This window comes from Rhodobacter capsulatus, assembly GCF_005144475.1.
GTDB lineage: Bacteria > Pseudomonadota > Alphaproteobacteria > Rhodobacterales > Rhodobacteraceae > Rhodobacter > Rhodobacter capsulatus_C.
Map to the genome: position 1 here is coordinate 74,749 of NZ_SWJZ01000082.1, position 21,485 is coordinate 96,233.

At 66.3% G+C, this 21,485-nt stretch carries 23 protein-coding genes and 1 pseudogene; 13 read left to right on the forward strand and 11 right to left on the reverse strand.

Annotation, left to right across the window (positions count from 1 at the left end):
- Positions 1-6: 6 nt before the first annotated feature.
- Both deoC and FBT96_RS20830 read right to left on the reverse strand, forming a co-directional pair.
- Complete coding sequence (gene deoC / locus FBT96_RS16585) at positions 7-960, reverse strand: deoxyribose-phosphate aldolase (RefSeq protein ID WP_136908574.1); 954 nt, start codon at positions 958-960, stop codon at positions 7-9.
- A gap of 28 nt (positions 961-988) precedes the next feature.
- Positions 989-1,183, reverse strand: a complete 195-nt coding sequence (locus FBT96_RS20830; protein WP_169583535.1) for a hypothetical protein — start codon at positions 1,181-1,183, stop codon at positions 989-991.
- Between FBT96_RS20830 and FBT96_RS16590 the strand changes: the two genes are divergently transcribed.
- Complete coding sequence (locus FBT96_RS16590) at positions 1,170-1,478, forward strand: hypothetical protein (protein WP_169583537.1); 309 nt, start codon at positions 1,170-1,172, stop codon at positions 1,476-1,478. The two genes, FBT96_RS20830 and FBT96_RS16590, sit on opposite strands and share 14 nt — an antisense overlap.
- 64 nt (positions 1,479-1,542) lie before the next feature.
- Here the strand turns inward: FBT96_RS16590 and grxD are convergent, their stop codons facing one another.
- From grxD to FBT96_RS16610, 4 genes are all read right to left on the reverse strand, one after another.
- Positions 1,543-1,902: a Grx4 family monothiol glutaredoxin gene (grxD, locus tag FBT96_RS16595; RefSeq protein ID WP_136908578.1), complete on the reverse strand. Its 360-nt coding sequence runs from the start codon at positions 1,900-1,902 to the stop codon at positions 1,543-1,545.
- Between the two features lie 35 nt (positions 1,903-1,937).
- Positions 1,938-2,177 (reverse strand): BolA/IbaG family iron-sulfur metabolism protein, encoded by a 240-nt coding sequence (locus FBT96_RS16600; protein ID WP_013066292.1) that lies wholly within the window; start codon positions 2,175-2,177, stop codon positions 1,938-1,940.
- Positions 2,178-2,359: 182 nt separating this feature from the next.
- Positions 2,360-4,522 carry a phosphoribosylformylglycinamidine synthase subunit PurL gene (gene purL / locus FBT96_RS16605; protein ID WP_136908580.1) on the reverse strand — a complete coding sequence of 721 codons (2,163 nt, stop codon included), beginning with the start codon at positions 4,520-4,522 and terminating at the stop codon, positions 2,360-2,362.
- Positions 4,523-4,910: 388 nt separating this feature from the next.
- On the reverse strand, positions 4,911-5,819 hold the full coding sequence (locus FBT96_RS16610) for a LysR family transcriptional regulator (protein WP_136908582.1): 909 nt from the start codon (positions 5,817-5,819) through the stop codon (positions 4,911-4,913).
- Positions 5,820-6,066: 247 nt separating this feature from the next.
- On the opposite strand from FBT96_RS16610, the gene FBT96_RS16615 reads away from it, so the two are divergent.
- Positions 6,067-6,879, forward strand: a complete 813-nt coding sequence (locus tag FBT96_RS16615) for a glutamate racemase (protein ID WP_136908584.1) — start codon at positions 6,067-6,069, stop codon at positions 6,877-6,879.
- A 3-nt stretch (positions 6,880-6,882) separates the two neighbouring features.
- On the opposite strand, the gene FBT96_RS16620 is transcribed toward FBT96_RS16615, so the two are convergent.
- A complete protein-coding gene (locus FBT96_RS16620; protein WP_013066296.1) occupies positions 6,883-7,647 on the reverse strand; it encodes a DUF805 domain-containing protein in 765 nt (254 codons plus the stop codon).
- Between the two features lie 75 nt (positions 7,648-7,722).
- Here FBT96_RS16620 and argC point away from each other — a divergent pair, with 75 nt between their 5' ends.
- The 4 genes from argC (at position 7,723) to FBT96_RS16640 (ending at position 10,392) form a co-directional block, all read left to right on the forward strand.
- On the forward strand, positions 7,723-8,751 hold the full coding sequence (gene argC, locus FBT96_RS16625; RefSeq protein WP_136908587.1) for an N-acetyl-gamma-glutamyl-phosphate reductase: 1,029 nt from the start codon (positions 7,723-7,725) through the stop codon (positions 8,749-8,751).
- A 15-nt stretch (positions 8,752-8,766) separates the two neighbouring features.
- Complete coding sequence (ccmE, locus tag FBT96_RS16630) at positions 8,767-9,219, forward strand: cytochrome c maturation protein CcmE (RefSeq protein WP_136908589.1); 453 nt, start codon at positions 8,767-8,769, stop codon at positions 9,217-9,219.
- Positions 9,220-9,286: 67 nt separating this feature from the next.
- Positions 9,287-9,898: a holin-associated N-acetylmuramidase gene (locus tag FBT96_RS16635; protein WP_136908591.1), complete on the forward strand. Its 612-nt coding sequence runs from the start codon at positions 9,287-9,289 to the stop codon at positions 9,896-9,898.
- Complete coding sequence (locus FBT96_RS16640) at positions 9,889-10,392, forward strand: holin family protein (protein WP_136908593.1); 504 nt, start codon at positions 9,889-9,891, stop codon at positions 10,390-10,392. The genes FBT96_RS16635 and FBT96_RS16640 overlap by 10 nt, the downstream gene beginning before the upstream one ends.
- Here FBT96_RS16640 and rocF read toward each other — a convergent pair whose 3' ends face one another.
- Both rocF and metG read right to left on the reverse strand, forming a co-directional pair.
- Positions 10,393-11,316 carry an arginase gene (gene rocF, locus FBT96_RS16645; RefSeq protein WP_136908595.1) on the reverse strand — a complete coding sequence of 308 codons (924 nt, stop codon included), beginning with the start codon at positions 11,314-11,316 and terminating at the stop codon, positions 10,393-10,395.
- A gap of 163 nt (positions 11,317-11,479) precedes the next feature.
- Complete coding sequence (metG, locus tag FBT96_RS16650) at positions 11,480-13,189, reverse strand: methionine--tRNA ligase (protein ID WP_136908597.1); 1,710 nt, start codon at positions 13,187-13,189, stop codon at positions 11,480-11,482.
- Positions 13,190-13,390: 201 nt separating this feature from the next.
- Between metG and FBT96_RS16655 the strand changes: the two genes are divergently transcribed.
- Positions 13,391-15,079, forward strand: a complete 1,689-nt coding sequence (locus tag FBT96_RS16655; protein ID WP_136908599.1) for a putative bifunctional diguanylate cyclase/phosphodiesterase — start codon at positions 13,391-13,393, stop codon at positions 15,077-15,079.
- Between the two features lie 135 nt (positions 15,080-15,214).
- Entirely contained in the window at positions 15,215-15,835 is a 621-nt protein-coding gene (locus tag FBT96_RS16660; protein ID WP_136908601.1) for a class I SAM-dependent methyltransferase, read from the forward strand.
- A gap of 15 nt (positions 15,836-15,850) precedes the next feature.
- Here FBT96_RS16660 and mopB read toward each other — a convergent pair.
- A pseudogene (gene mopB, locus FBT96_RS16665) lies at positions 15,851-16,673 on the reverse strand (molybdenum-pterin-binding protein MopB).
- 248 nt (positions 16,674-16,921) lie between these two features.
- Between mopB and mopA the strand changes: the two are divergent.
- Genes mopA through modD form a run of 5 tightly spaced genes read left to right on the forward strand, consistent with a single transcriptional unit; the run spans position 16,922 to position 21,131 of the window.
- On the forward strand, positions 16,922-17,719 hold the full coding sequence (mopA, locus tag FBT96_RS16670; protein WP_136908605.1) for a molybdenum-pterin-binding protein MopA: 798 nt from the start codon (positions 16,922-16,924) through the stop codon (positions 17,717-17,719).
- 30 nt (positions 17,720-17,749) lie between these two features.
- The gene (gene modA / locus FBT96_RS16675; protein ID WP_136908608.1) at positions 17,750-18,508 is read left to right on the forward strand and encodes a molybdate ABC transporter substrate-binding protein; all 759 of its coding nucleotides are present in this window, start codon (positions 17,750-17,752) and stop codon (positions 18,506-18,508) included.
- 5 nt (positions 18,509-18,513) lie between these two features.
- Positions 18,514-19,200: a molybdate ABC transporter permease subunit gene (gene modB, locus FBT96_RS16680; protein ID WP_136908610.1), complete on the forward strand. Its 687-nt coding sequence runs from the start codon at positions 18,514-18,516 to the stop codon at positions 19,198-19,200.
- Entirely contained in the window at positions 19,197-20,288 is a 1,092-nt protein-coding gene (gene modC / locus FBT96_RS16685) for a molybdenum ABC transporter ATP-binding protein (RefSeq protein WP_136908612.1), read from the forward strand. Before modB ends, modC begins: the two co-directional genes overlap by 4 nt.
- A gap of 3 nt (positions 20,289-20,291) precedes the next feature.
- Positions 20,292-21,131 carry a ModD protein gene (gene modD, locus FBT96_RS16690; RefSeq protein ID WP_136908614.1) on the forward strand — a complete coding sequence of 280 codons (840 nt, stop codon included), beginning with the start codon at positions 20,292-20,294 and terminating at the stop codon, positions 21,129-21,131.
- A 3-nt stretch (positions 21,132-21,134) separates the two neighbouring features.
- Here modD and FBT96_RS16695 read toward each other — a convergent pair.
- A partial coding sequence (locus tag FBT96_RS16695) for a NifB/NifX family molybdenum-iron cluster-binding protein (protein WP_283234942.1) occupies positions 21,135-21,485 on the reverse strand: 351 nt, incomplete at its 5' end.

Consider the following 21,485-nt stretch of genomic DNA (forward strand, 5'->3'; position numbering starts at 1 on the left):
TTTCCCTCAGGCAAGCGCGTGGCGGTGGCTGGCGGCATAGCGGCCGGTGACATGGGTCTCAAGCTGGCGTTCGATATCGCCCAGCATCGAGGAGGCGCCCAGACGGAACAGCGTGGGCCGGAGCCAGTCGGTGCCCAGTTCTTCCTTCATCAGGATCTGCCAGTTCAGCGCATCCCTGGCGGTCTTCATTCCGCCCGCGGGCTTGAAACCGATCTTCACGCCGGTCCGCGCGCCATAGTCGCGCGCCGCCCGGGCCATCGTCAAGGACACCGGCAGGGTGGCATTCACCCCCTCCTTGCCGGTCGAGGTCTTGATGAAATCGGCCCCAGCCTGCATCGCCACCATCGCGGCCTTGTAGACATTCGACAGCGTCTGCAGATCGCCGGTGGCCAGGATCGCCTTCATATGCGCCGCGCCGCAGGCTTCGCGCATCGCCGCGATCTCGTCATGCAGCTGCGCCCAATCGGCCCGCAGCACCAGCGCGCGCGAAATCACGATGTCGATTTCCGCCGCGCCCTCCTCGACCGCGTAACGGATTTCGGCCAGCCGCAGGGGCAGCGGCATCAGCCCGGCGGGAAAGCCCGTCGCCACCGAGGCCACGGGAATATCCGTGCCCCGCAAGGCCTTGATCGCCGCCGCCACCATCGTCGGATAGACGCAGACGGCCGCTGTGGTCAGCGTGTCCAGCCCAAGCCCCGACAGGATGTGATCGGCCAGCGGCCGCCGCGCCTTGGCGCAAAGCCGCGCCACCCGCGCCTCCGTATCGTCGCCCGAAAGCGTCGTCAGGTCCATGCAGCGGATGGCATTCACCAGCCAGGCCGCCTGCCATTGCCTCTTCAGCGACCGGCTGGCCAGCAGATGCGCGGCGCGGGCCTCGGCGGCGGGGGTGTTGACGGCGATCTCCTCGAACCAGCTGCGGTCGAGGGGGGTGCCGGGGTTGCGAAGCTGGGGATCGGTCATGGCGGGCCTGTGGTTGCGTGCAGGCAGGCTAGCGGTTGCCGCCCCGGGCTTCAATGACCGGCAAAGGCGCAAATTCCGCCCGCGATTTACTCTGACGTGCCGAAACTTCGCAAAACCGGCGGGAAATCGTTGCAGCAAAAGCCGTTTTGCGCATTCTGGCGACATTTGAGGTGATCATGACGATGATGGCGTTGCGAATCGAAGAACGGGTGGCGTTTGCCATCGAACGGCTGCTGCGGGCGGACGACTCCTGGCGCAGTCTGGTGCGCGACATGGTCGATCGCTGGCCCGAGGAGCCGCCGCTGGAACTGGGCTTCACGCTGGTTTCGGCGGCTTCGGCGATCGAAAGCTCTTTTGCGGAAGGCAGCCCCGCGCGCGAGGCGGCGATGCAGGGCTATCGGCTGGCGGCGCTGATCAGCATGGATGTGCATGCGATGCAGCTTCTGGGCATGGATTGCGACCGGGCCGACCATCTGCTGGCCTATTGGGATATCGACCCGTTTTTCGCAAGACTCTGAATGTTCCGAAAATGGAAAAGCCCCGCCGAGGCGGGGCTTTCGGGATCGGGCCCGGGGCGGGTCCTCAGGCGTTGGCGGCGCGGATCTGGTCGGCGCGGCCCTTGTCATAGGTGATGCCCTTGTCGTCGAAAAGCTTGTCCAGCTCGCCCGAGAGCATCATTTCGGTGACGATGTCGCAGCCGCCGACGAAGTCGCCCTTGACGTAAAGCTGCGGGATCGTCGGCCAGTCGGAATAGTCCTTGATGCCCTGACGCACCTCGGCGTCGGCCAGGACGTTGACGTCCTTGTAGGTCACGCCAAGGTAGTTCAGCACGCCCGCGACGCGGCTGGAAAACCCGCATTGCGGCATGTCCTTCGTGCCCTTCATGTAAAGGATGACGTCGTTTCCGGCGATGTCGGCCTTGATCTGGTCGAGTGCGGTCATGGGAGGGGTCCTTTCTGCGAAACGTGAACCGCGGCTCATTCGGCCTTGGTGGTCAGGGCAAGGGCATGCAGCGGCGCATTCGGCCCGTCCATCGCGCCTTTCAGCGTGGCGAAGACGGCGCGTTGCTGCTGCACCCGGTTCAGCCCCTTGAACGAGGCGTCGATCACCTCGGCCCCCCAATGGTTGCCGTCCCCGGCAAGGTCGGTGATGGTGATCTTCGCATCGGGAAACCCGGCGCGGATCAGGGCTTCGATGTCACTGGCTTCCATCGGCATGGGCAACTCCTTGTTCTGGGATCAATCTAGGCCGCGGGCGCAGGGGCGACAAGGGCCAAGCACCGGCTGCGCGTGCCAAGTGACGCAGCGGGCAAGCGCCGCGGCGAGGACGGGTATCGGGACGGGGGCAAATCTCGCCGAACTCCGGGGCGGCGCTTGTGCCCGCCCCGGAGCGTGCGTTTTCAGCCTTCGACGGCGGCGGCGAAGGCGGTGCGGTAAAGCGTGCTCAACGCGGCCAGCGGCGCGGTGTCGGCGCCAAGGGCGACCGTCGTGCCGCCGAAGATGCCGACGCGGTCGAGCGGAACGCCCGCGGCCTGCGCCGCGGCTTCCAGCGCTTCGGCCCCGGCCTCGTCGCAGGCGACCAGATACCGGGCCTGATCCTCGCCGAACAGCTGGGCGATGTCGCTGCTGTCAAGCTGCACGCCGATCCCGGCAGCTTCGGCCATCTCGAAGGCCGCCAGCGCCAGACCGCCATCGGTCAGATCGGCCGCGGCTTTCAGCACCCGGCCATTGGCGCGGATGAATTCGCCATGCTTGCGTTCATCGGCCAGATCGACCGGCGGCGCGTCGCCCGCTTCGATCCCGAACGCCTCGGCGGCCAGCGCCGATTGGCCCAGATGGCCATGGGTGACGCCGATCACCAGCGCGATATCGCCCGCCTCCGGCAGCCCGCCGATCAGATCGTCGAGCGATTTCAGCAGACCGACCGCGCCGATCGTCGGCGTCGGCAGGATCCCCGAGCCGTCGGTTTCATTGTAAAGCGAGACGTTGCCCGAGACGATCGGGAAATCCAGCGCCTTGCAGGCCTCGCCGATACCTTTGATCGCGCCGACGAACTGGCCCATGATTTCCGGTTTTTCGGGATTTCCGAAATTCAGGTTGTCGGTCGTCGCAAGCGGCAACGCGCCCACGGCGGAGAGATTGCGATAGGCTTCCGCCACCGCCTGCTTGCCGCCCTCGAACGGGTTCGCCTTGACGTAGCGGGGCGTCACGTCGCTGGTGAAGGCCACGGCCTTGTCGGTGCCATGGATCCGCACGACCCCCGCGCCCAGACCCGGACGGCGCACGGTGTCGCCCATCACCTGCGTGTCATATTGCTCGAACACCCAGTTTTTCGCCGCATAGTTCGGCGAGCCGATCAGCGCCTTCAGACCCGCGATGGGGGTGATGTCCGGCAGCGCGCCCAGCGGCGCCGCGGCGGGCGTCTCCACCCAGGGACGGTTGTATTCCGGCGCCGCCGAAGACAGTTTCGACAGCGGCAGATCGGCCTTCACCGCGCCCTTGTGCACGATCAGGAAGCGGTCTTCGGCGATCGTCTCGCCGACGATGGCGAAATCCAGATCCCATTTTTCAAAGATCGCCCGCGCCTCGGCCTCTTTCTCGGGCTTGAGCACCATGAGCATGCGTTCCTGGCTTTCGGACAGCATCATCTCATAGGCGTTCATGTTCTTTTCGCGCTGCGGCACGGCGTCAAGGTTCAGCTTGATGCCAAGCCCGCCCTTGTCGCCCATTTCCACCGCCGAACAGGTCAGGCCCGCGGCGCCCATGTCCTGGATCGAGATCACCGCATCGGTCTGCATCAGCTCCATGCAGGCTTCCATCAGGCATTTTTCTGTGAAGGGGTCGCCGACTTGCACGGTCGGGCGTTTCTCCTCGATCGTGTCGTCGAATTCCGCCGAAGCCATGGTGGCCCCGCCGACGCCATCGCGACCGGTCTTGGCGCCCAGATAGACGACCGGCATGCCGACGCCCGAGGCGGCGCAGTAAAAGATGTTGTCGGTCTGCGCGAGACCCGCGGCAAAGGCGTTCACCAGGCAGTTGCCGTTGTAGCTTTTGTGAAAGCGCACTTCGCCGCCGACGTTCGGCACGCCGAAGCAGTTGCCGTAGCCGCCCACGCCCTCGACCACGCCCTTCACCAGATGCGGGGTTTTCGGATGGCTCGGCACGCCGAACGAAAGGCTGTCCATCGCCGCGATCGGCCGGGCGCCCATGGTGAAGACGTCGCGCAGGATGCCGCCTACGCCCGTCGCCGCGCCCTGATGCGGCTCGATGTAGCTGGGGTGGTTGTGGCTTTCCATCTTGAAGATGATCGCCTGCCCGTCGCCGATATCGACGACGCCCGCGTTTTCGCCGGGGCCGCAGATCACCTGCGGGCCGGTGGTGTGCAGGGTGCGCAGCCAGACCTTGGACGACTTGTAGGAACAATGCTCGTTCCACATCGCCGAGAAGATGCCCAGCTCGGTGAAGCTCGGCGCGCGGCCGATGATCTCGAGGATGCGCTGATACTCATCCGGTTTCAGCCCATGGGCGGCAATCAGGTCGGGGGTGATCTGCGGCTCGGTCATCGGCTCCTCCGGCATCGGCTTTGGCTTCCCTTAGAACATCGGGGCCGGTCGGGGAAGGGGAGAGCAGGGCTTGCGCAAGGTTTTTGCCCGCGCGGCGTGGCGCCGATGCACGCGCCGATGCACGCAGGGGGCGACGGCGCGGCGAAGCGACATGCCGCTGATCCGAAACGACACCCTGCCGCAGAATAAAAAAAGGGCCGAGACAAGCTCGGCCTTAGTCCAACAGGGAGGTAGAAGGTGATGCGCGTTTCCGCAACTCATCGCCTTCGAAGCCCGATTTATGGGCAGAATAAGAACGGTTCAAGGAGAATCATGCTGCGGGTGCAGCATGGCTGCTATGCGTTGCGCGAATGTCTGGTTTCGCTTGGCAGTTGCAGGCCTGCCGGGCTCACTCGACGGCCGTATCGCCGGTCTGCGCGCGGCGATAGGCGAGGATCTCTTCCTGCACGAAATCGCGGAAGGCATTGACCCGGCGCGAGGAGCGCAGTTCCTCGGGATAGGCCAGAAAGACCGGCACTTCGACCGACTCGACCGCGGGCAGGACGCGTTCCAGATGCGGGAAATCGGCGGTCAGATAATCGGGCAGCACGCCGACGCCGATATGGTTCAGGACGCCCTGCAGCACGCCGAAATAATTGTTCACCATCAGCGTCGAAGGCACGCCATGCGCCATCACGCTTTGGGTCAGCTGCGCCCCCGCCTGCACCTGCGGCGTGGCGGGGTTCTGGCAGATCAGCCGGTGTTTCGACATTTCCTCGATCCGCTCGGGGCGGCCGGCGCGGGCGATGTATTCGGGCGTCGCATAAAGCCGCATCCGGATGTTGATCAGCCGCTTGCGGATCAGGTCGGCCTGCGCCGGTTCCTTCATCCGGATCGCCACATCGGCCTCGCGCATCGGCAGATCCAGCACCCGTTCCTCAAGCAATAGGTCGATCTTCAGATCGGGATAGCGGTCGTAAAGCTTCACCAGCCGCGGCGCCAGCCACATCGTGCCGAAGCCGACCGTGGTCGTCACCTTCAGCTCGCCGAAGACCTCTTCCTCGCTGTCGCGGATGCGCGCGGCGGCGGCATCCAGCTTTTTCGCCATCGTCGAGGTGGCGTCGAACAGCAATTCGCCCTGTTCGGTCAGGATCAGGCCGCGGGCATGGCGGTGAAAGAGGGTGGTGCCAAGCGATTCTTCCAGCGCCCGGATCTGCCGGCTGACGGCCGATTGCGACAGGTGCAGCGCATCGCCGGCATGGGTCAACGACCCGGCATCCGCCACCGCGTGGAAGATGCGCAACTTGTCCCAGTCCATGCCTTGCACGACGCCACCTGTTCATACCCGTTCTGCATCGGCTGCATACCTAAAACGCCGTCTCTTCACAAATGGCTTTCGGCCAAATTCACTGTTAGCGCGTAAACTTTGTTGTCGCAGCGACTTTTGTGCATCCATGCAGAGGTTGCGGGAGGGCCAACGCGCGCAATTGGCGTTTATTTCCGCGTCCGAGAGGCTTAGAACCAAGGAAAGCGCGGTTCAGGCGCAAACGGGTGGAGAGACAGGCATGGCAGTTGGTGTTTTCGACAGTGGGCTGGGCGGTCTGACGGTCTATGAGGCGGTCTCGAAACGGCTGCCCGAGGTGGCCTTCGTCTATTACGGCGACAATGCCCATGCGCCCTATGGCGTGCGTACCCCCGACGACATCTACAACCTGACCTGCCGCGGCGTCGAACGGCTGTGGGACGAGGGCTGCGATCTGGTGATTCTCGCCTGCAACACCGCCTCCGCCGCGGCGCTGAAGAAGATGCAGGAACACTGGATCCCGAAGGACAAGCGGGTGCTGGGCGTCTTCGTGCCCTTGATCGAGGCGCTGACCGAACGGCAATGGGGCGACAATTCCCCGCCGCGCGAAGTGGCTGTGAAACATGTGGCGCTGTTCGCGACGCCCGCCACTGTGGCCTCGCGCGCCTTCCAGCGCGAGCTGGCCTATCGCGCCATCGGGGTCGATGTCGAGGCGCAGCCCTGCGGCGGCGTCGTCGATGCGATCGAGGCGGGGGACGAGATTCTGGCCGAGGCGCTGGTGCGCTCGCATGTCGAGGCGCTCAAGCGCCGGATGCCGCACCCCGAGGCGGCGATCCTCGGCTGCACCCATTACCCCTTGATGCAAAAGACCTTTCAGGAGGCCTTGGGGCCGCAGGTCAAGGTCTATTCCCAGGCCAATCTGGTGGCCGAAAGCCTGGCCGACTATCTGACCCGCAAGCCCGAATTCCTGGGCCCGGGCACGGTGTCGAAATTCATCACCACCGGCGATGCGGCCTCGGTTTCGATGCATGCGACGCAGTTCCTGCGCCACCGCATCAGCTTCGAGGCCGCCTGAGGCTCAGCCGAAGCGGTTCGGCCCCGGCGTGCCGCGCGAACACATGAACACCAGCATCGTGATGCTGTAGCCCATCATCAGCAGGAACAGGATCCCGAAAAGGCCAAGCGCCGTCGCATCCGGCGGGCTTCCGTTCGCCTGAGCTGCGGCGGCAAGAAGGCCGATGAGAAGGCCGACCGGGATGAACGCCAGATAGAAGCCGCCGACCCACCAGCCCGAGCGGTCGGTGTCATGCAGTCGCCGCACCGTCACCGAGAGCGAGGGCAGAAAGGTCGCCAGCGAGACAAGGCCGCTCAGCGCCGCGCCGTCGCGGCCCATCACCGCTTCCAGAAAACCGCCGACAAAGCCCAAAAGCAGGCAGAACAGGAAAAACCACCAATATTCCGAGCGGCTTGCCCGGCCCCGGAAGGTGACATAATTCTGGAAGCAGACCTTGATCGCCTCGGGGAAGCTGCGCGCGGGGGCGGCACCCGAAGCGGCTGCGCCATAGGATCCGGCCCCCGGATAGGCTGCGCCCGGATAGCCCGTCCCGCCAAAGGCGGCGGCGCCCGGCATCGCGGGCGGTCCGGCCGGCGGCGGCGCTGCCGGGGCAAAGGGCTGGGGTGCAAAGGCGAAATGCCGGTCTGCCCGTTCCCAATTCGCCATCCCGCCGGACCAGACCAGCGTGTCGGCCTTGACCCGTCCGGCCCGGATCAGATCGCGGATCACCAATTCGTCCACCGGGCCTTCGCTCTTGCCCGCCCATGCGTAATGCCACGCCTTCGCCATGAAACCCTCGCGCAAACTTTGCTTGCGTGGCACCTTAGCCTGAGGCAGGACGGGGCGACAATTGCGGAGACGAAAATGACCCAGAAAATCGCCATCCTCGGGGCTTCGGGCTATACCGGCGCCGAGCTTGCCCGCATCATTGCGACCCATCCCGAGATGGAGATCACGGCGCTCTCGGGCGACCGGAAGGCCGGGATGCGCATGGGCGAGGTCTTTCCGCATCTGCGCCATATGGGGCTGCCCGATCTGGTGAAGATCGAGGAGATCGACTTTTCCGGCATCGATCTGGCCTTTTGCGCGCTGCCGCATGCGACCAGCCAGGCGGTCATCGCCGAATTGCCGCGGGATCTGAAGGTGGTGGATCTCTCTGCCGATTTCCGGCTGCGCGACGCGGCCGACTATGAAAAATGGTATGGCAAGCCGCATGCGGCGATGGATCTGCAGGCCGAGGCGGTCTATGGCCTGACCGAATTCTACCGCGAAGAGCTGAAAACGGCGCGGCTTTGCGCGGGCACCGGCTGCAATGCCGCGGCGGGGCAATATGCGATCCGCCCGCTGATCGAGGCGGGGGTGATCGATCTGGATGAAATCGTCATCGACCTGAAGGCGGGGGTGTCGGGGGCCGGGCGCTCGCTGAAGGAAAACCTTTTGCATGCGGAACTTGCGGGCGGCACCATGCCCTATTCGGCGGGCGGCAAGCATCGGCATCTGGGCGAATTCGATCAGGAATTTTCCAAGGTGGCGGGGCGGCCGGTGCGGGTGCAGTTCACGCCGCATCTGATGCCCTTCAACCGCGGGATTCTGGCCACCGTCTATGTCCGCGGCACCCCCGAAGACATCCATGCCGCGCTGGCCAGCCGCTATGAAAACGAGGTTTTCCTGGAGGTGCTGCCCTTTGGTCAGCTGGCCTCGACGCGTTCGGTCGCCGGGTCGAACTTCGTGCATCTGGGCGTGATCGGCGACCGGCTGCCGGGCCGCGCGGTGGTGACGGTGGCGCTTGACAACCTCACCAAGGGCTCTTCGGGGCAGGCGATCCAGAACGCCAACCTGATGCTGGCCCTGCCCGAAACCCTGGGGCTGATGCTGGCCCCGGTCTTCCCGTAACGCAGGGGCAGGACGATGAGAAACCTGAAGAAAACGCGGCGCATCCAGATTCTGCTGGTGGCAGGGGGGGCGCTTGTGCTCTCGACCGCGCTGATCGGCTACGGCATGCGCGACGGCATCAACTTCTTCCGCGCGCCCTCGCAGATCGTCTCGGAGCCGCCCGCCGCGGGCGAGGTGTTCCGTCTGGGCGGTCTGGTCGAGGAAGGCACGCTGGTGCGCGGGCAGGGCGAGGACATCACCTTCAAGGTCACCGATGGCGGCGCCTCGGTTCCGGTCAGGTTCACCGGCGTGCTGCCCGACCTCTTTGGCGAGGGCAAGGGCATGGTCGGCACCGGCGAGATGCAGGGCGATACTTTTGTCGCGCGCGAAATCCTGGCCAAGCATGACGAAAACTACATGCCCAAGGAAGTGACCGAGGCGCTGAAAGATCAGGGCGTTTACCGCGACCCGGCCAAACCCGAGGGCTGAGCGCGCTCGCTTGTGCCGACGTTAACCCGCATTCACGAGGCTTTCCCCGGCAGCCAAGGGGAGAGCCATGAAATCGGTCACCGATATTGCCCGCGAAATCGTCGCCCGCGAGGGCGGCTATGTGAACGACCCCTCCGATCCCGGGGGGGCGACGAATTATGGTGTCACGCTGGGCACGCTGCAACGGCTTGGGCTGGATCTGAACCGCGACGGGGTGGTCAGCCCGCGCGACCTGCGGCTCATTTCCCCCGATCAGGCAGCCGAGATCTACGTCACCCATTACTTCAAGGCACCGAAGCTTGATCAGCTGCCCGCGGGGCTGCAGGCCTCGGTCTTCGACATGCAGGTGAATGCCGGGGCGCATGCGATCCGCATCCTGCAGGCGTTGCTGGGCCGGATGGGCCATCCGGTCGCCGTCGATGGCGTGCTGGGGCCGCAGACGATCACGGCGGCGCAGGCGGCCGCGGCGCGGGAGCCGCAGCTTTTCGTCGATGCCTACGGGATTGCGCGGCGGAACTACTATTACGATCTGGCCGAGCGCCGCCCGGCCAGCCGCAAATATGCGACGACACGGGCGGGCACCAAGGGCGGCTGGATCCTGCGCGCCGAGGAATTCATCTCGCCCCGCTTCCATCTGAGCGCGGCGCAGCATCGGGCACGGGTGGCGGCATGGGGCTGATCGGGACGATTCTGGGCTCGCCCGCGGCGACGAATGCCATCGGCACGGCGGTGACCTCGGTGGCCGAGGTCTTCACGCCGAATGCGACGAAGAAGATGGAGGCCGATGCGGCCGCCTGGCAGGCCGCGCTCGATGAACACGGGGCCGAGTTCCAATATGTCCGGCCGGGGCTTTTCGATCGCTTCGTCAATGGGTTGAACCGGCTGCCGCGGCCGATGCTGGCCTTGGGCACGCTGGGGCTCTTCGTCTATGCGATGATCGACCCGGCGGGATTTTCGACCCGGATGGTCGGGCTGAACGCGGTGCCCGAGCCGCTCTGGTGGCTTCTGGGCGCCATCGTCGGGTTCTATTTCGGCGCGCGGGAGTTTCATTACAACCGCATCCGTAGCGCGCCCGCCCCGACCTCCGCCCCAGCCTCCGCCCCGCCCGAGGACAACCCGGCCCTGACCGAGTTCCTGTCGAAAGGCGCGGCCGGGGCCGCCCCCGCAGCGTGATCAATGCATCCGGGTGGGCCGGTCAAAGACCTTCCGGCCCATCAGCGAGGCGACCAGATCCACCATCAATTCCGCCGTCCGCCCGCGCTCGTCCAGAAACGGGTTCAGCTCGACCAGATCGAGCGAGCTGACAAGCCCGGATTCGTGCAACAGCTCCATCACCAGATGCGCTTCGCGAAACGTCGTGCCGCCCGGCACGGTGGTGCCCACCGCGGGCGCGATCGACGGGTCAAGGAAATCGACATCGAGCGAGACATGCAGCAGCCCGTTTTCCGCCCGCACCCTGGCCAGAAATTCGCGCAAGGGCGCGCCGATGCCGCGTTCATCCAGCACCCGCATGTCGGCGATCTCGATCTCGGCCGGGATCAGCGCGGCTTCCTCGGCATCGTCGACGGAACGGATGCCCAGCATGCAGATGCGGTGAGGTGGCAGCGGCGCGGGGAAGGGCGGGAAAGCGTCAAAGCCGGGTCGCCCGGCGATATAGGCGACCGGTGTGCCGTGCAGATTGCCCGATTGCGTGCTCGCCAGCGTGTGGAAATCGGTATGGGCATCAAGCCAGAGCAGGAAGAGCGGCCGTCCAAGGCTGGCCGCATGCGCCGCCATACCCGCGACCGAGCCGAGCGAGAGCGAATGATCCCCGCCCAGGAAGATCGGAAAGCCCTCGGCCGCCGCCGCCTGCCCGGCCTGTGACAGGGCTTCGGTCCAGCCGACGGTTTCAGCCAGATGATGCACGGCGGGGTTTTCATGCGCCATCGGCGGATGGGCGACCGGCGCGACATCGCCGCGGTCGATGACGTGATGGCCGAGCCCGGTGATCGCCTCGGCCAGCCCGGCGACGCGATAGGCGGCCGGGCCCATCAGACAGCCCGCGCGCTTTTGCCCGGTATCGACGGGCGCCCCGATCAGGATCACTTTCTGGGACATGGCGGGTTCCTTTCGCAGCAAAGGGAAGGGGGCTGTCTGCCCCCTCTTCGGGCTTTGCCCGAATTCACCCCCGAGGATATTTGAGGCAAGATAAAGCTGCATGACTTTCATCTTGCCGTAAATATCCCGGGGGAGTCCGCTTGCGGACGGGGGCAGAGCCCCCTTATTCCCGCCGACCGGCGAAGCGCTTCGCCCAGTCTTCGCGTTCTTCGTCGGTGATCTTGCGGAAGAGGTTCTCCGGCACCGCAAAGGCATGGCCCGCGGGCAGGGTGCGGATGGCGGCATCCAGATCCTCGGGCCAGGACCAATCCTCGCAATCAAGCGCCGTCATGATCGCCTGCGCCGCATCCGGGATGAAGGGGCGCGACAGCACCGCATAAAGCCGGATCAGGTTGAGCGCGAAGGCGATGATGCCGCGCGCGGCGTCCTCGTCGGTCTTCACCACGCTCCAGGGCGCGGCGGCCTGCAAATATTCGTTGCCCAGCACCCAGAGCGCGCGGAGTTCCTCGGCGGCGCGGCGGACGTGGATCTCGTCCATCGCCTTTTCGTAAGCCGCCAGCCCGTCGCGGAACTGCGCCATCAGCGCGGTTTCCCGCTCGGTCAGCACCACCGTCGCGGGCATTTCCGTGCCGAATTTCGAATTGCAGAACTTCGTCACCCGGCTGACAAGGTTGCCCAGCACGTCAGCCAGATCCTTGTTCACCGAGGCCTGGAAATTCTCCCAGGTGAATTCGGCATCGGCGCTTTCGGGCGCGTGCGACAGAAGCCACCAGCGCCAGTAATCCGAGGGCAGGATGCCGAGCGCCTGATCCATGAACACCCCGCGCCCGCGCGAGGTGGAGAACTGGCCGCCGTCATAGTTCAGGTAGTTGAAGGACTTGATGTAATCGACCAGTTTCCACGGCTCGGCCGAACCAAGGATGGTCGAGGGGAAACTGAGTGTGTGGAAGGGCACGTTGTCCTTGCCCATGAACTGGGTATAGGTCACGTCACCCGCGCCCTGATCGAGCCGCCACCAGCGCGCCCAGTCGCCGCCGGTCTTCTCGGCCCATTCCTGCGTGCCCGCGATATATTCGATCGGCGCGTCGAACCAGACGTAGAAGACCTTGCCCTCCATCCCCGCCCAGGGCGCGCCCGGAAATTGCGCCGGAACGCCCCAGCTCAGATCGCGGGTGATGCCGCGGTCCTGCAGACCCTCGCCGTCGAACAGCCATTTCTTCGCGATCGAGGTCGACAGCACCGGCCAGGTGGTCTTGCTGTCGATCCAGGCGGCCAGCTTGTCCTTCATCGCCGACTGGCGCAGGAACAGATGCTTCGTCTCGCGCATTTCCAGATCGGTCGAGCCCGAGATCACCGAGCGCGGGTTGATCAGATCGACCGGGTCAAGCTGCTTCGTGCAATTGTCGCATTGATCGCCGCGGGCGCTTTCAAAGCCGCAATTCGGGCAGGTGCCCTCGATGTAGCGGTCGGGCAGGAAGCGGCCGTCGGTCACCGAATACATCTGTTTTTCGGTGACTTCGCGGATCAGCCCCTGATCGGCGAGCGCGCGGGCGAAATGCTGGGTCAGGGCGCGGTTCTGCGGGCTGGAAGACCGGCCGAAGTGATCGAAGGACAGCCGGAAGCCGCCCGCGATCGCCGCCTGCACGTCGTGCATTTCGGCGCAATAGTCGGCCACGGGCTTGCCCGCCTTGGCCGCCGCCAGTTCCGCGGGGGTGCCGTGTTCGTCGGTCGCGCAGATGAACATCACCTCGTGGCCGCGTCCGCGCAGATAGCGCGCGTAAAGATCGGCCGGCAGCTGGCTGCCCACGAGGTTGCCCAGATGCTTGATGCCGTTGATATAGGGAATCGCCGAGGTGATGAGATGACGCGCCATGACCCTTGCCCGCTTGCCGCAACTGCAGCCCTTTAGCGTGGCGGGCCGTCGCTGGCCAGAGGGTTTCGCCCTTTTGTCCGCGCGACCTGCGACAGTCCGTCTTATGGAACGACACAATCTCGTGCTTGCGGAACTGAACGAAGCAGTGCACACCTTAGACGTGTGGCGGCCCCTCCCCGTCACCATGCAGCGGACTCCAGAATGGACTACTCCTGGCCCACTCGCGGGGCGCCGGAAGATGGCGTCGTCGCAATCGATGCGCAGGGCCGCATCGATTATCTGAACGCTGCGGCTGCGGCGCTTTTCGGCTATGTCCCGGAGGCGCTGCTGGGCGAGACGCTGGAAATCCTGATCCCTGAACCGCAGGCCGCTGTCCATGCGCGATTGCGTCGCGCCTTTGCCGCGGGCAAGGTGCCGCTGGCGATCGGGCGGATGCGCGCGGTGCGCGGACGGCGCCGCGACGGCACCGAGATCGCGCTGCATGTCATCCTGAAACGCGATGCCGATACAGGACGGGTCTTCGCCTTCCTGCATCCGCTGGAGCGGCCGATCCGCGCGGGCATCGAGGGCCGCGAGGCGGGCGAGGATCCGCTGACCGGCCTGCCCGACCGCCGTGCGCTGCGCAGCGATCTGGATGCGGTGCTGACCCGCGCCGATCCGGCGCAGCCGCAGGTCTGCCTGCTGTTCGTCGAGATCGACCCTTTCGCCGGCAACCGTGCCGCCGTCGATCCCGCCCATCACGAGGCGCTGATGCGGTCCTGTGCCGACCGGCTTGAGGGGCTCGAAACCGAGGCCGTGCAGCTTTATCGCTCGGGCGAGGACGGGTTCGTGTTTCTGATGGTGCAGGAGGCGGGGGCGGCGATCCCCGTCCCCGGGACGCAGCTGACGCGGGTGATGGCGGCGCTGCGGGCACCGTTCGAGATCGGCGGTCAGCCGCTGCATCTGGAATTCGGCATCGGCCATGCCTGCGCGCCCGAACATGGCGCCCATGCCGGCGAGCTGATCGCCAATGCGGCGCTGGCGCTGGCGCTGGCGGCGTCGAAGGCGGCGTTCAACCGCCCCGTCGGCTATGACGAAAGCCTGCGCAACCGGGTCGAGCACCGGCACCGGCTGTTGCGCGATCTGCGCGCCGCGGTCGAACGGCGCGAATTCGAGCTGTTCTACCAGCCGCAGGTCGATTTGATCAGCGGGCAGATCGTGGCGCTGGAGGCGCTGTTGCGCTGGCGTCACCCGGAATGGGGGCTGCTTCTGCCGGGCGCCTTCATGGAGGTGCTCAGCGCTTCGGAACTGTCGCTGGCGGTGGGCGACTGGGTGCTGCGCGAGGCCTGCACCCAGGTCGCGATCTGGAACCGGCGCCGCAAGACGCCCCTGACGGTGGCGGTGAACATCTTCCCGCGCCAGTTCGACCGCGACATCCTGCCCGCGGCGATCACCCGCGCCCTGGCCGAAAGCGGCCTGCCGCCGCGGCTGCTCGACATCGAGATCACCGAAAACATCGTGATCGACCCCGCCACGCAAAGTTCCGAGGTCTTCGAGGCGCTGACCGCGACCGGGGTGGCGCTGGTGCTGGACGATTTCGGTACCGGCTATGCCTCGCTCACCTGTCTGGCTCGACATCCGGTGCAGAAACTCAAGATCGACAAGAGCTTCGTCGCCGGGCTCGACACCGGCCCGGGCTATCGGGCGATCCTGAAATCGCTGCAGGCGCTGGCCGGGATGCTTGGGCTCGGCACCGTGGTCGAGGGGGTGGAAACCGAGGAAACCGCGGCGCTGATGCGCGATTTCGGCTTCGAGGTCGGGCAGGGCTTTTTCTGGAGCCGGCCGATGGAGCGCGAAGACTGCGCCCGCGCGCTGGGAATTGTCGGGCAGGTGGTGGATGCCTGGGCGTGATTGTTAATTGAGTGGCCGATCAAAAACGACTTCTTGAACGGCAAAAGCGACAAAATTCTTGATGTTTTCCCGGCGCTGCAACAGGGTGCAGGCGAAAGTGATTCGATCCACAGAGGTTCGGGGGAAGGTCTCGGGATGCACACGGAAGCGATTGCCCGCAGCTACAAGCGCTGGGCGCCGATCTATGACAAGACTTTCGGCAAGATCACCCATGCCGGGCGCCATCACGCCGTGCGCGAGGTGAATGCGACCGGCGGCGCGGTGCTGGAGGTGGGCATCGGCACCGGGCTGGCGCTGGATCTGTATGAACCCTCGAAAGTTGCGGTGACCGGCATCGACCTCTCGCCCGACATGCTGGCCAAGGCGCAGGCCCGGGCCGAGGCGCAGGGGCTGCGCAACGTCGCCGGGCTGCACATCATGGATGCGCGCGAACTGGCCTTTGAGGACGAAAGCTTCGATCACGTCGTGGCGCTGCACATCATGTCGGTGGTGCCCGAGCCGCGCCGGGTGATGACGGAAATGGCGCGGGTCTGCCGCGTCGGCGGCACGGTGCTGATCACCAACCATTTCGCCCGCGAAAAGGGCGGCTGGGGCGTTGCCGCGAAACTGGCCGCGCCGATGGCCGATGCGCTGGGCTGGCATTCCGACTTCGCCCGCGCCGAGGTGATGTCCGAACCGCGGCTGAAACTGGTCGAGGAAACCCGCCTGCCGCCCTTCGGTCTGATGACCTATCTGCGCTTCCGCCGCGTCGCGTAAGCGTCGGCCCCGCCCTCAGGGCAGGGCCAGGATCACATGGCTCGACTTGATCAGGGCCGTCGTGTCCACGCCGGGGCGCAGATCCAGCGTCTCGGCGCTTTCGCGGGTGATCGTCGCGGTGATCGTCTTCGCCCCGCCCAGATCCAGCGTGATCTCGCTCGAAAGCGCGGCATCGATCCGCTCGATCACCCGGCCCTGCAGCCGGTTGCGCACCGAAAGCCGTTCCGGCACGCCCGCCCCCGCCAGCAGGACGAAATTCGATTTCACCAGCGCCAGCACCTCGGAGCCCGGCGCCAGCCGCATCTCGGCGGCCGACCGCGCGGTGATCACCGCCGTCAGCTCCTGCCCCTCGCCCAGCCGCATCCGCACCTGCGCCGCCACGTCATCGGCCGCCACCGCCCAGACCTTGCAGGCCCAGGCATTGCGTGCCGAGGTCCGCAAGGACAGACCCCGCAGCACCTCGGCCGGATCAAGGTTCAGGCTTTTCTCGAAACTGGACAAAAGCTTGGCCACGCCCTCCTCGATCGCGCCATAGGCCGCGATCAGCTTTTCGCCCGCGGGCGTCAGCGCCGCGCCGCCGCCCGCCTTGCCGCCCGGTGCCGCGGTGACGACCGGGGCGGACAGCAGGTTGTTCATCGCCTGCACCCCGTCCCAGGCGGCCTTGTAGGACAGCCCGACCTCGCGCGCCGCCGCCGAAATCGAGCCCGTGCGCCCGATCGCCGCCAGCAGCGCCACCCGCTCCGCCCCCATCCGCGCGCCCGTCCGTTCCAGCACCAGCGCCCCGCGCACCCCGTCCGTCATCGTCGCCTCCCGTTTTGTCGCCGCCATTGTGGCGCAAACCGGCCCCGGGGGCCACTGCCGCAAGCGTCCCGCCGACTCGCCCTCAACGTCGAAACCGGCAAATCCGTTCGCGTGACGCCTAATTTATGGGCAATGTTCCGAAAACGGCCCGTTTCGGCATCACTTGGCACGGGATATGAAGCTTGGGGTGATAACGACGCCACTCACGGCCGACAAGTCTCTGCCCTTCCGGAAAAACCGTCGCTATTAGTCAGGGCTATATAACGAACCGCTTCGAGACCCGCCATGAACGAACAGCCCCTCACCGCCGCCCTGAGCCTGCAACGCGCGGGGGCGCCGCGGGTGGGCGGCGACCGGATCCGGCTGCTCGAAGCGATCGCCCGTCACGGCACGATTGCCGCCGCCGCGCGCGAGGTCGGCCTGTCCTACAAGACCGCCTGGGATGCGGTCGGCACGCTGAACAACCTGTTCGAACAGCCGCTGGTCGAGGCCGCGCCGGGGGGCCGCACCGGCGGCAATGCCCGCGTGACCGAGGCGGGGCAGGCGCTGATTGCCGGGTTCGATCTGCTGGAAGGCGCCCTGACCAAGGCGCTGGGCGTGCTCGAAGGCGGCGTCACCGCGCCGGAAAAAGCCCTCAACACGCTTTGGAGCCTGACGATGCGTACTTCGAACCGCAACACCCTGCGCTGCACCGTCACCCGTGTCACCCTTGGCGCGGTCAATGCGGAGGTGGAGCTGGCCCTGACCGATGGCCACAGCCTGACCGCCGTCATCACCGAACGCTCGGCCACCGAGATGGGCCTGGCGCCGGGCGTCGAGGTCTTCGCGCTGATCAAGGCCAGTTTCGTGATGCTGGCCGCGGGGGGCGATCCGGGCCGGATTTCCGCCTGCAACCGGCTGACCGGCATCGTCGCCGCCCGCACCGACGGGCCAGTGAACAGCGAGATCATCCTCGATCTGGGCAATTGCAAATCGATCACCGCCGTCATCACCCACACCAGCGCCGATGCGCTGGGGCTCGCCCCCGGCGTGCCCGCCACCGCGCTGTTCAAGGCCAGCCATGTCATCCTGGCGATGCCCTGAGCCCTCTTCCCCGACAGAAAGGATCTCGACATGACCCACTTCCCGCAATCCCTGCGCGCAGGCTCGACCGCGCTTGCGCTGGTGCTGGCGCTGGCTGTTCCCGCCGCCGCGGGCGAGGTGATCGCCGCCGTCGCCGCCAACTTCACCGAACCGGCGAAGGAAATCGCCACGCTCTTCACCGAAAAGACCGGCCACACCGTCACCTACACCTTCGGCCCCTCGGGGCAGTTCTACACCCAGATCACGCAAGGGGCGCCGTTCGAGGTCTTCCTGTCGGCCGATGCCTCGCGCCCGAAAAAGGCGATCGAGGAAGGCTACGCCGTCGCGGGCACCGATTTCACCTATGCGGTGGGCAAGCTGGTGCTGTGGTCGGCCGATCCGGCCCGGGTCGATGACAAGGGCGCGGTGCTGAAAACCGATCTCGAACATGTCGCGATCGCCGATCCGAAATCCGCCCCCTATGGCGCCGCGGCGATCGAGGTGATGCAGAAGCTTGGCGTCTATGAGACGCTGGAGCCGAAGCTGGTCACCGGCAAAAGCATCACGCAAGCTTACGAATTCGCCGCCACCGGCAATGCGCCGGTGGGCTTCGTCGCCTATTCGCAGGTGATCGGCAAGGAGGGCGGCTCCAGCTGGATGGTGCCCGCCGATCTTTACAAGCCGATCAAGCAAGATGCCGTGCTGCTGAAGACCGGCGCCGAGGATGCGGCGGCAAAAGCCTATCTTGATTTCCTGAAGACGCCGGAAGCCTTGGAAATCATCAAGAAATACGGTTACGTCACCGAATAAGGCCGATGACGGAGGGGATTCTGTTCGACGCGGAGATGCTGACGACACTGGCGCTGACGCTGAAACTGGCGACGGTGACGACAGTGCTGCTGCTGGCTCTGGGAACCCCCCTTGCCTGGTGGCTTTCGCGTGGCGGCGGTCTTTGGAAAGAGATCGTCGCCACGCTGGTCTCGCTGCCGATCGTGCTGCCGCCGACGGTGCTGGGCTTTTATCTTTTGATCGCGATGGGGCCGCATTCGCCGCTGACCGATCTTCTGGGCTTCAAGCTTTCGTTCACCTTCGCGGGGCTGGTCGTCGGCTCGGTCGTCTATTCGCTGCCCTTTGTCGTCAATCCGATCCGCAACGCCTTTGCCGCGATGGGGCCGCGCCCGATGGAGGTGGCGGCGACCCTGCGCGCCTCTCCCTTGAACGCGTTTTTCACCGTCGCCTTGCCGCAGGCGACGCCCGGGCTGATCACCGGGGCGATCCTTGGCTTTGCCCATACGGTCGGCGAATTCGGCGTCGTCCTGATGATCGGCGGCGGCATTCCGGGGCGGACCAAGGTGCTCTCCGTCACCATCTTCGACTATGTCGAGACGCTCGAATGGGACAAGGCGCATGTGCTGGCGGGGGGCATGCTGGCGATGTCCTTCGTGGTGATCCTCGCCATGATGCTGATCGAGCGCCGCTATGGTGCCGGAGCCCGGCGATGATTTCGGCGCATTTCACCGGGCGGCAGGGCGATTTCACCCTGGATGCGGCGTTCGAGGTGCCGGGGCAAGGGGTGACGGCGCTTTTTGGTCCCTCGGGCTGCGGCAAGACCACGGTCCTGCGCTGCATGGCCGGGCTGGCGCGGTTGCCGGGCGGGCATCTGACGGTGAATGGCGTGACCTGGCAGGAGGGGCGCCACATCACCCCGCCGCATCGCCGCGCGGTGGGCTATGTGTTTCAGGAAGCGAGCCTTTTCACCCATCTCTCGGTGCATGAAAACCTGATCTACGGGCTGAAACGCGCCCGCGGTCCGCTCAGGATTTCCGAAGCCGAGGTGACGCAGCTTCTGGGCATCGCGCCGCTTCTGAGCCGCCCCACCGCGACGCTTTCGGGCGGTGAGCGGCAACGCGTCGCCATCGGCCGGGCGCTGCTGTCGCAGCCGGAACTGCTTTTGATGGACGAGCCGCTTTCCGCGCTCGACCGGATTTCCCGTGACGAGATCCTGCCCTATCTCGAACGGCTGCATGCGAGTTTGCAGATGCCGGTGATCCTGGTCAGCCATGACCTGTCCGAGGTCGAACGGCTGGCCGATACGCTGGTGCTGATGGAGGCGGGCCGGGTGCGCGCCGCGGGCCCCATCGCCGCGATGCAGGCCGACCCGAACCTGCCGCTCATTCATCGCCCCGACCTGGCCGCGGTGATCGAGGGCACGGTGGTGGCGCTCGACCCCGCTTATGGGCTGAGCACCCTGCAGGTGCCGGGCGGGCGGATCGTCGTGCCGGGCAACCTTGGCCCGATCGGCACCGGGCGGCGGTTGCGCGTGCCCGCGACCGATGTCAGCCTGGGCCGCCATGCGCCCTCCGACACCACGATTTTGAACGCCCTGCCCGCGGTGATCCTTGGCGCCGAGGCCGCCGAGGGCTATCAGGTCACCGTGCGGCTGGCATTGGGCGAGACGGGCGAGGGCGCGAGCCTTCTTGCCCGCGTTTCGCGCAAGTCCTTTGACACGCTCGGGTTTCAGCCCGGGGAAAAGGTGGTGGCGCGGCTCAAGGCGATGGCGCTGAGCGCGCCCGCGCAGACCGGAGGGTAAGGGATGTTCCTGATCGACGACACCGCGCTGATGGCGCTCATTCGCGAAGACGTGCCCGCGGGCGATTTGACGACGCGCAGCCTCGGCCTGGCCGCCGAGCCGGGCGAGATGACGATGCGGGCGCGCGGGGCCATGACCGTCGCCTGTTCCGAAGAGGCCGTGCGGATCCTGCAATTGCTCGGCGCCGAGGCCTGGATCGCCACCGCCTCGGGGCGGCAGGTCGAGGGCGGCGAGATGCTGCTTTTCGCCCGCGGGCAGACCGAGGCGCTGCTGGCGGGCTGGAAAGTGGCGCAGAACCTGATCGAATGGGCCTCGGGTCTGGCGTCTTCGGCCACGGCGATCGTCGCGGCGGCGCGGGCGGTGAACCCGGCGGTGACGGTGGCCTGCACCCGCAAATCGGTGCCGGGCACGCGGGCGCTGTCCCTGCGCGCGGTGACTGTGGGGGGGGCGACGGTGCATCGCACCGGGCTGTCGGACAGTGTCCTGCTGTTTGCCGAGCATCGCGCCTTTGGTGGTGACGACGCTTTGGCCAGCCAGATCTCCCGGCTGCGCGCGATCTGTCCCGAGCGCAAGGTGGTCGTCGAAGTGGCCGATGTCGCCGAGGCTTTGGCCGCCGCGCAGGCCGGGGCCGAGGTGCTGCAGCTGGAAAAATTCCCGCCCGAGCAGGTGGCGGCGGTCGTGGCCGGGCTGGGCCCCGACTGGCGCGGCCATGTTGCGGCGGCGGGCGGCATCACGGCCGCGAATGCCGCCGCCTATGCGGCTGCGGGGGCGCAGGTTCTGGTGACCTCGGCCCCCTTCGCCGCGCCGCCGCGCGATGTCGCCGTCTGGATCGGACCGGCCTGATCCTTACGCGGTAATGGCTTGTTTTTGGGTCATTCTTTCGCGGTAGAGCGCAAGGATGGCGGGCTCGATGTAGTCATGCGCCCAGGTGTCGCGGGCGGTGATGCCGGCTGCGGCCAGGCCCTCGCGCGGGCAGTCGCCGATCCTTGCGACCAGAACCGTGTCGATGCCGTCAAGCGTCGCGATGACCCGATCGAGCCGGTCGTCGGCGCCGCCGCCGTCCACGCAGTAATTGTCGCAGCGGCGGTGAAAGGCGAAGCGTACGCCCGAAGCGTCGACCTCGAAGACCTGGAACTCGGTCGCATGGCCGAAATGCTGGTTGATCCGGCCGCCGCCCTGGGTCGTCACCGCCACCAG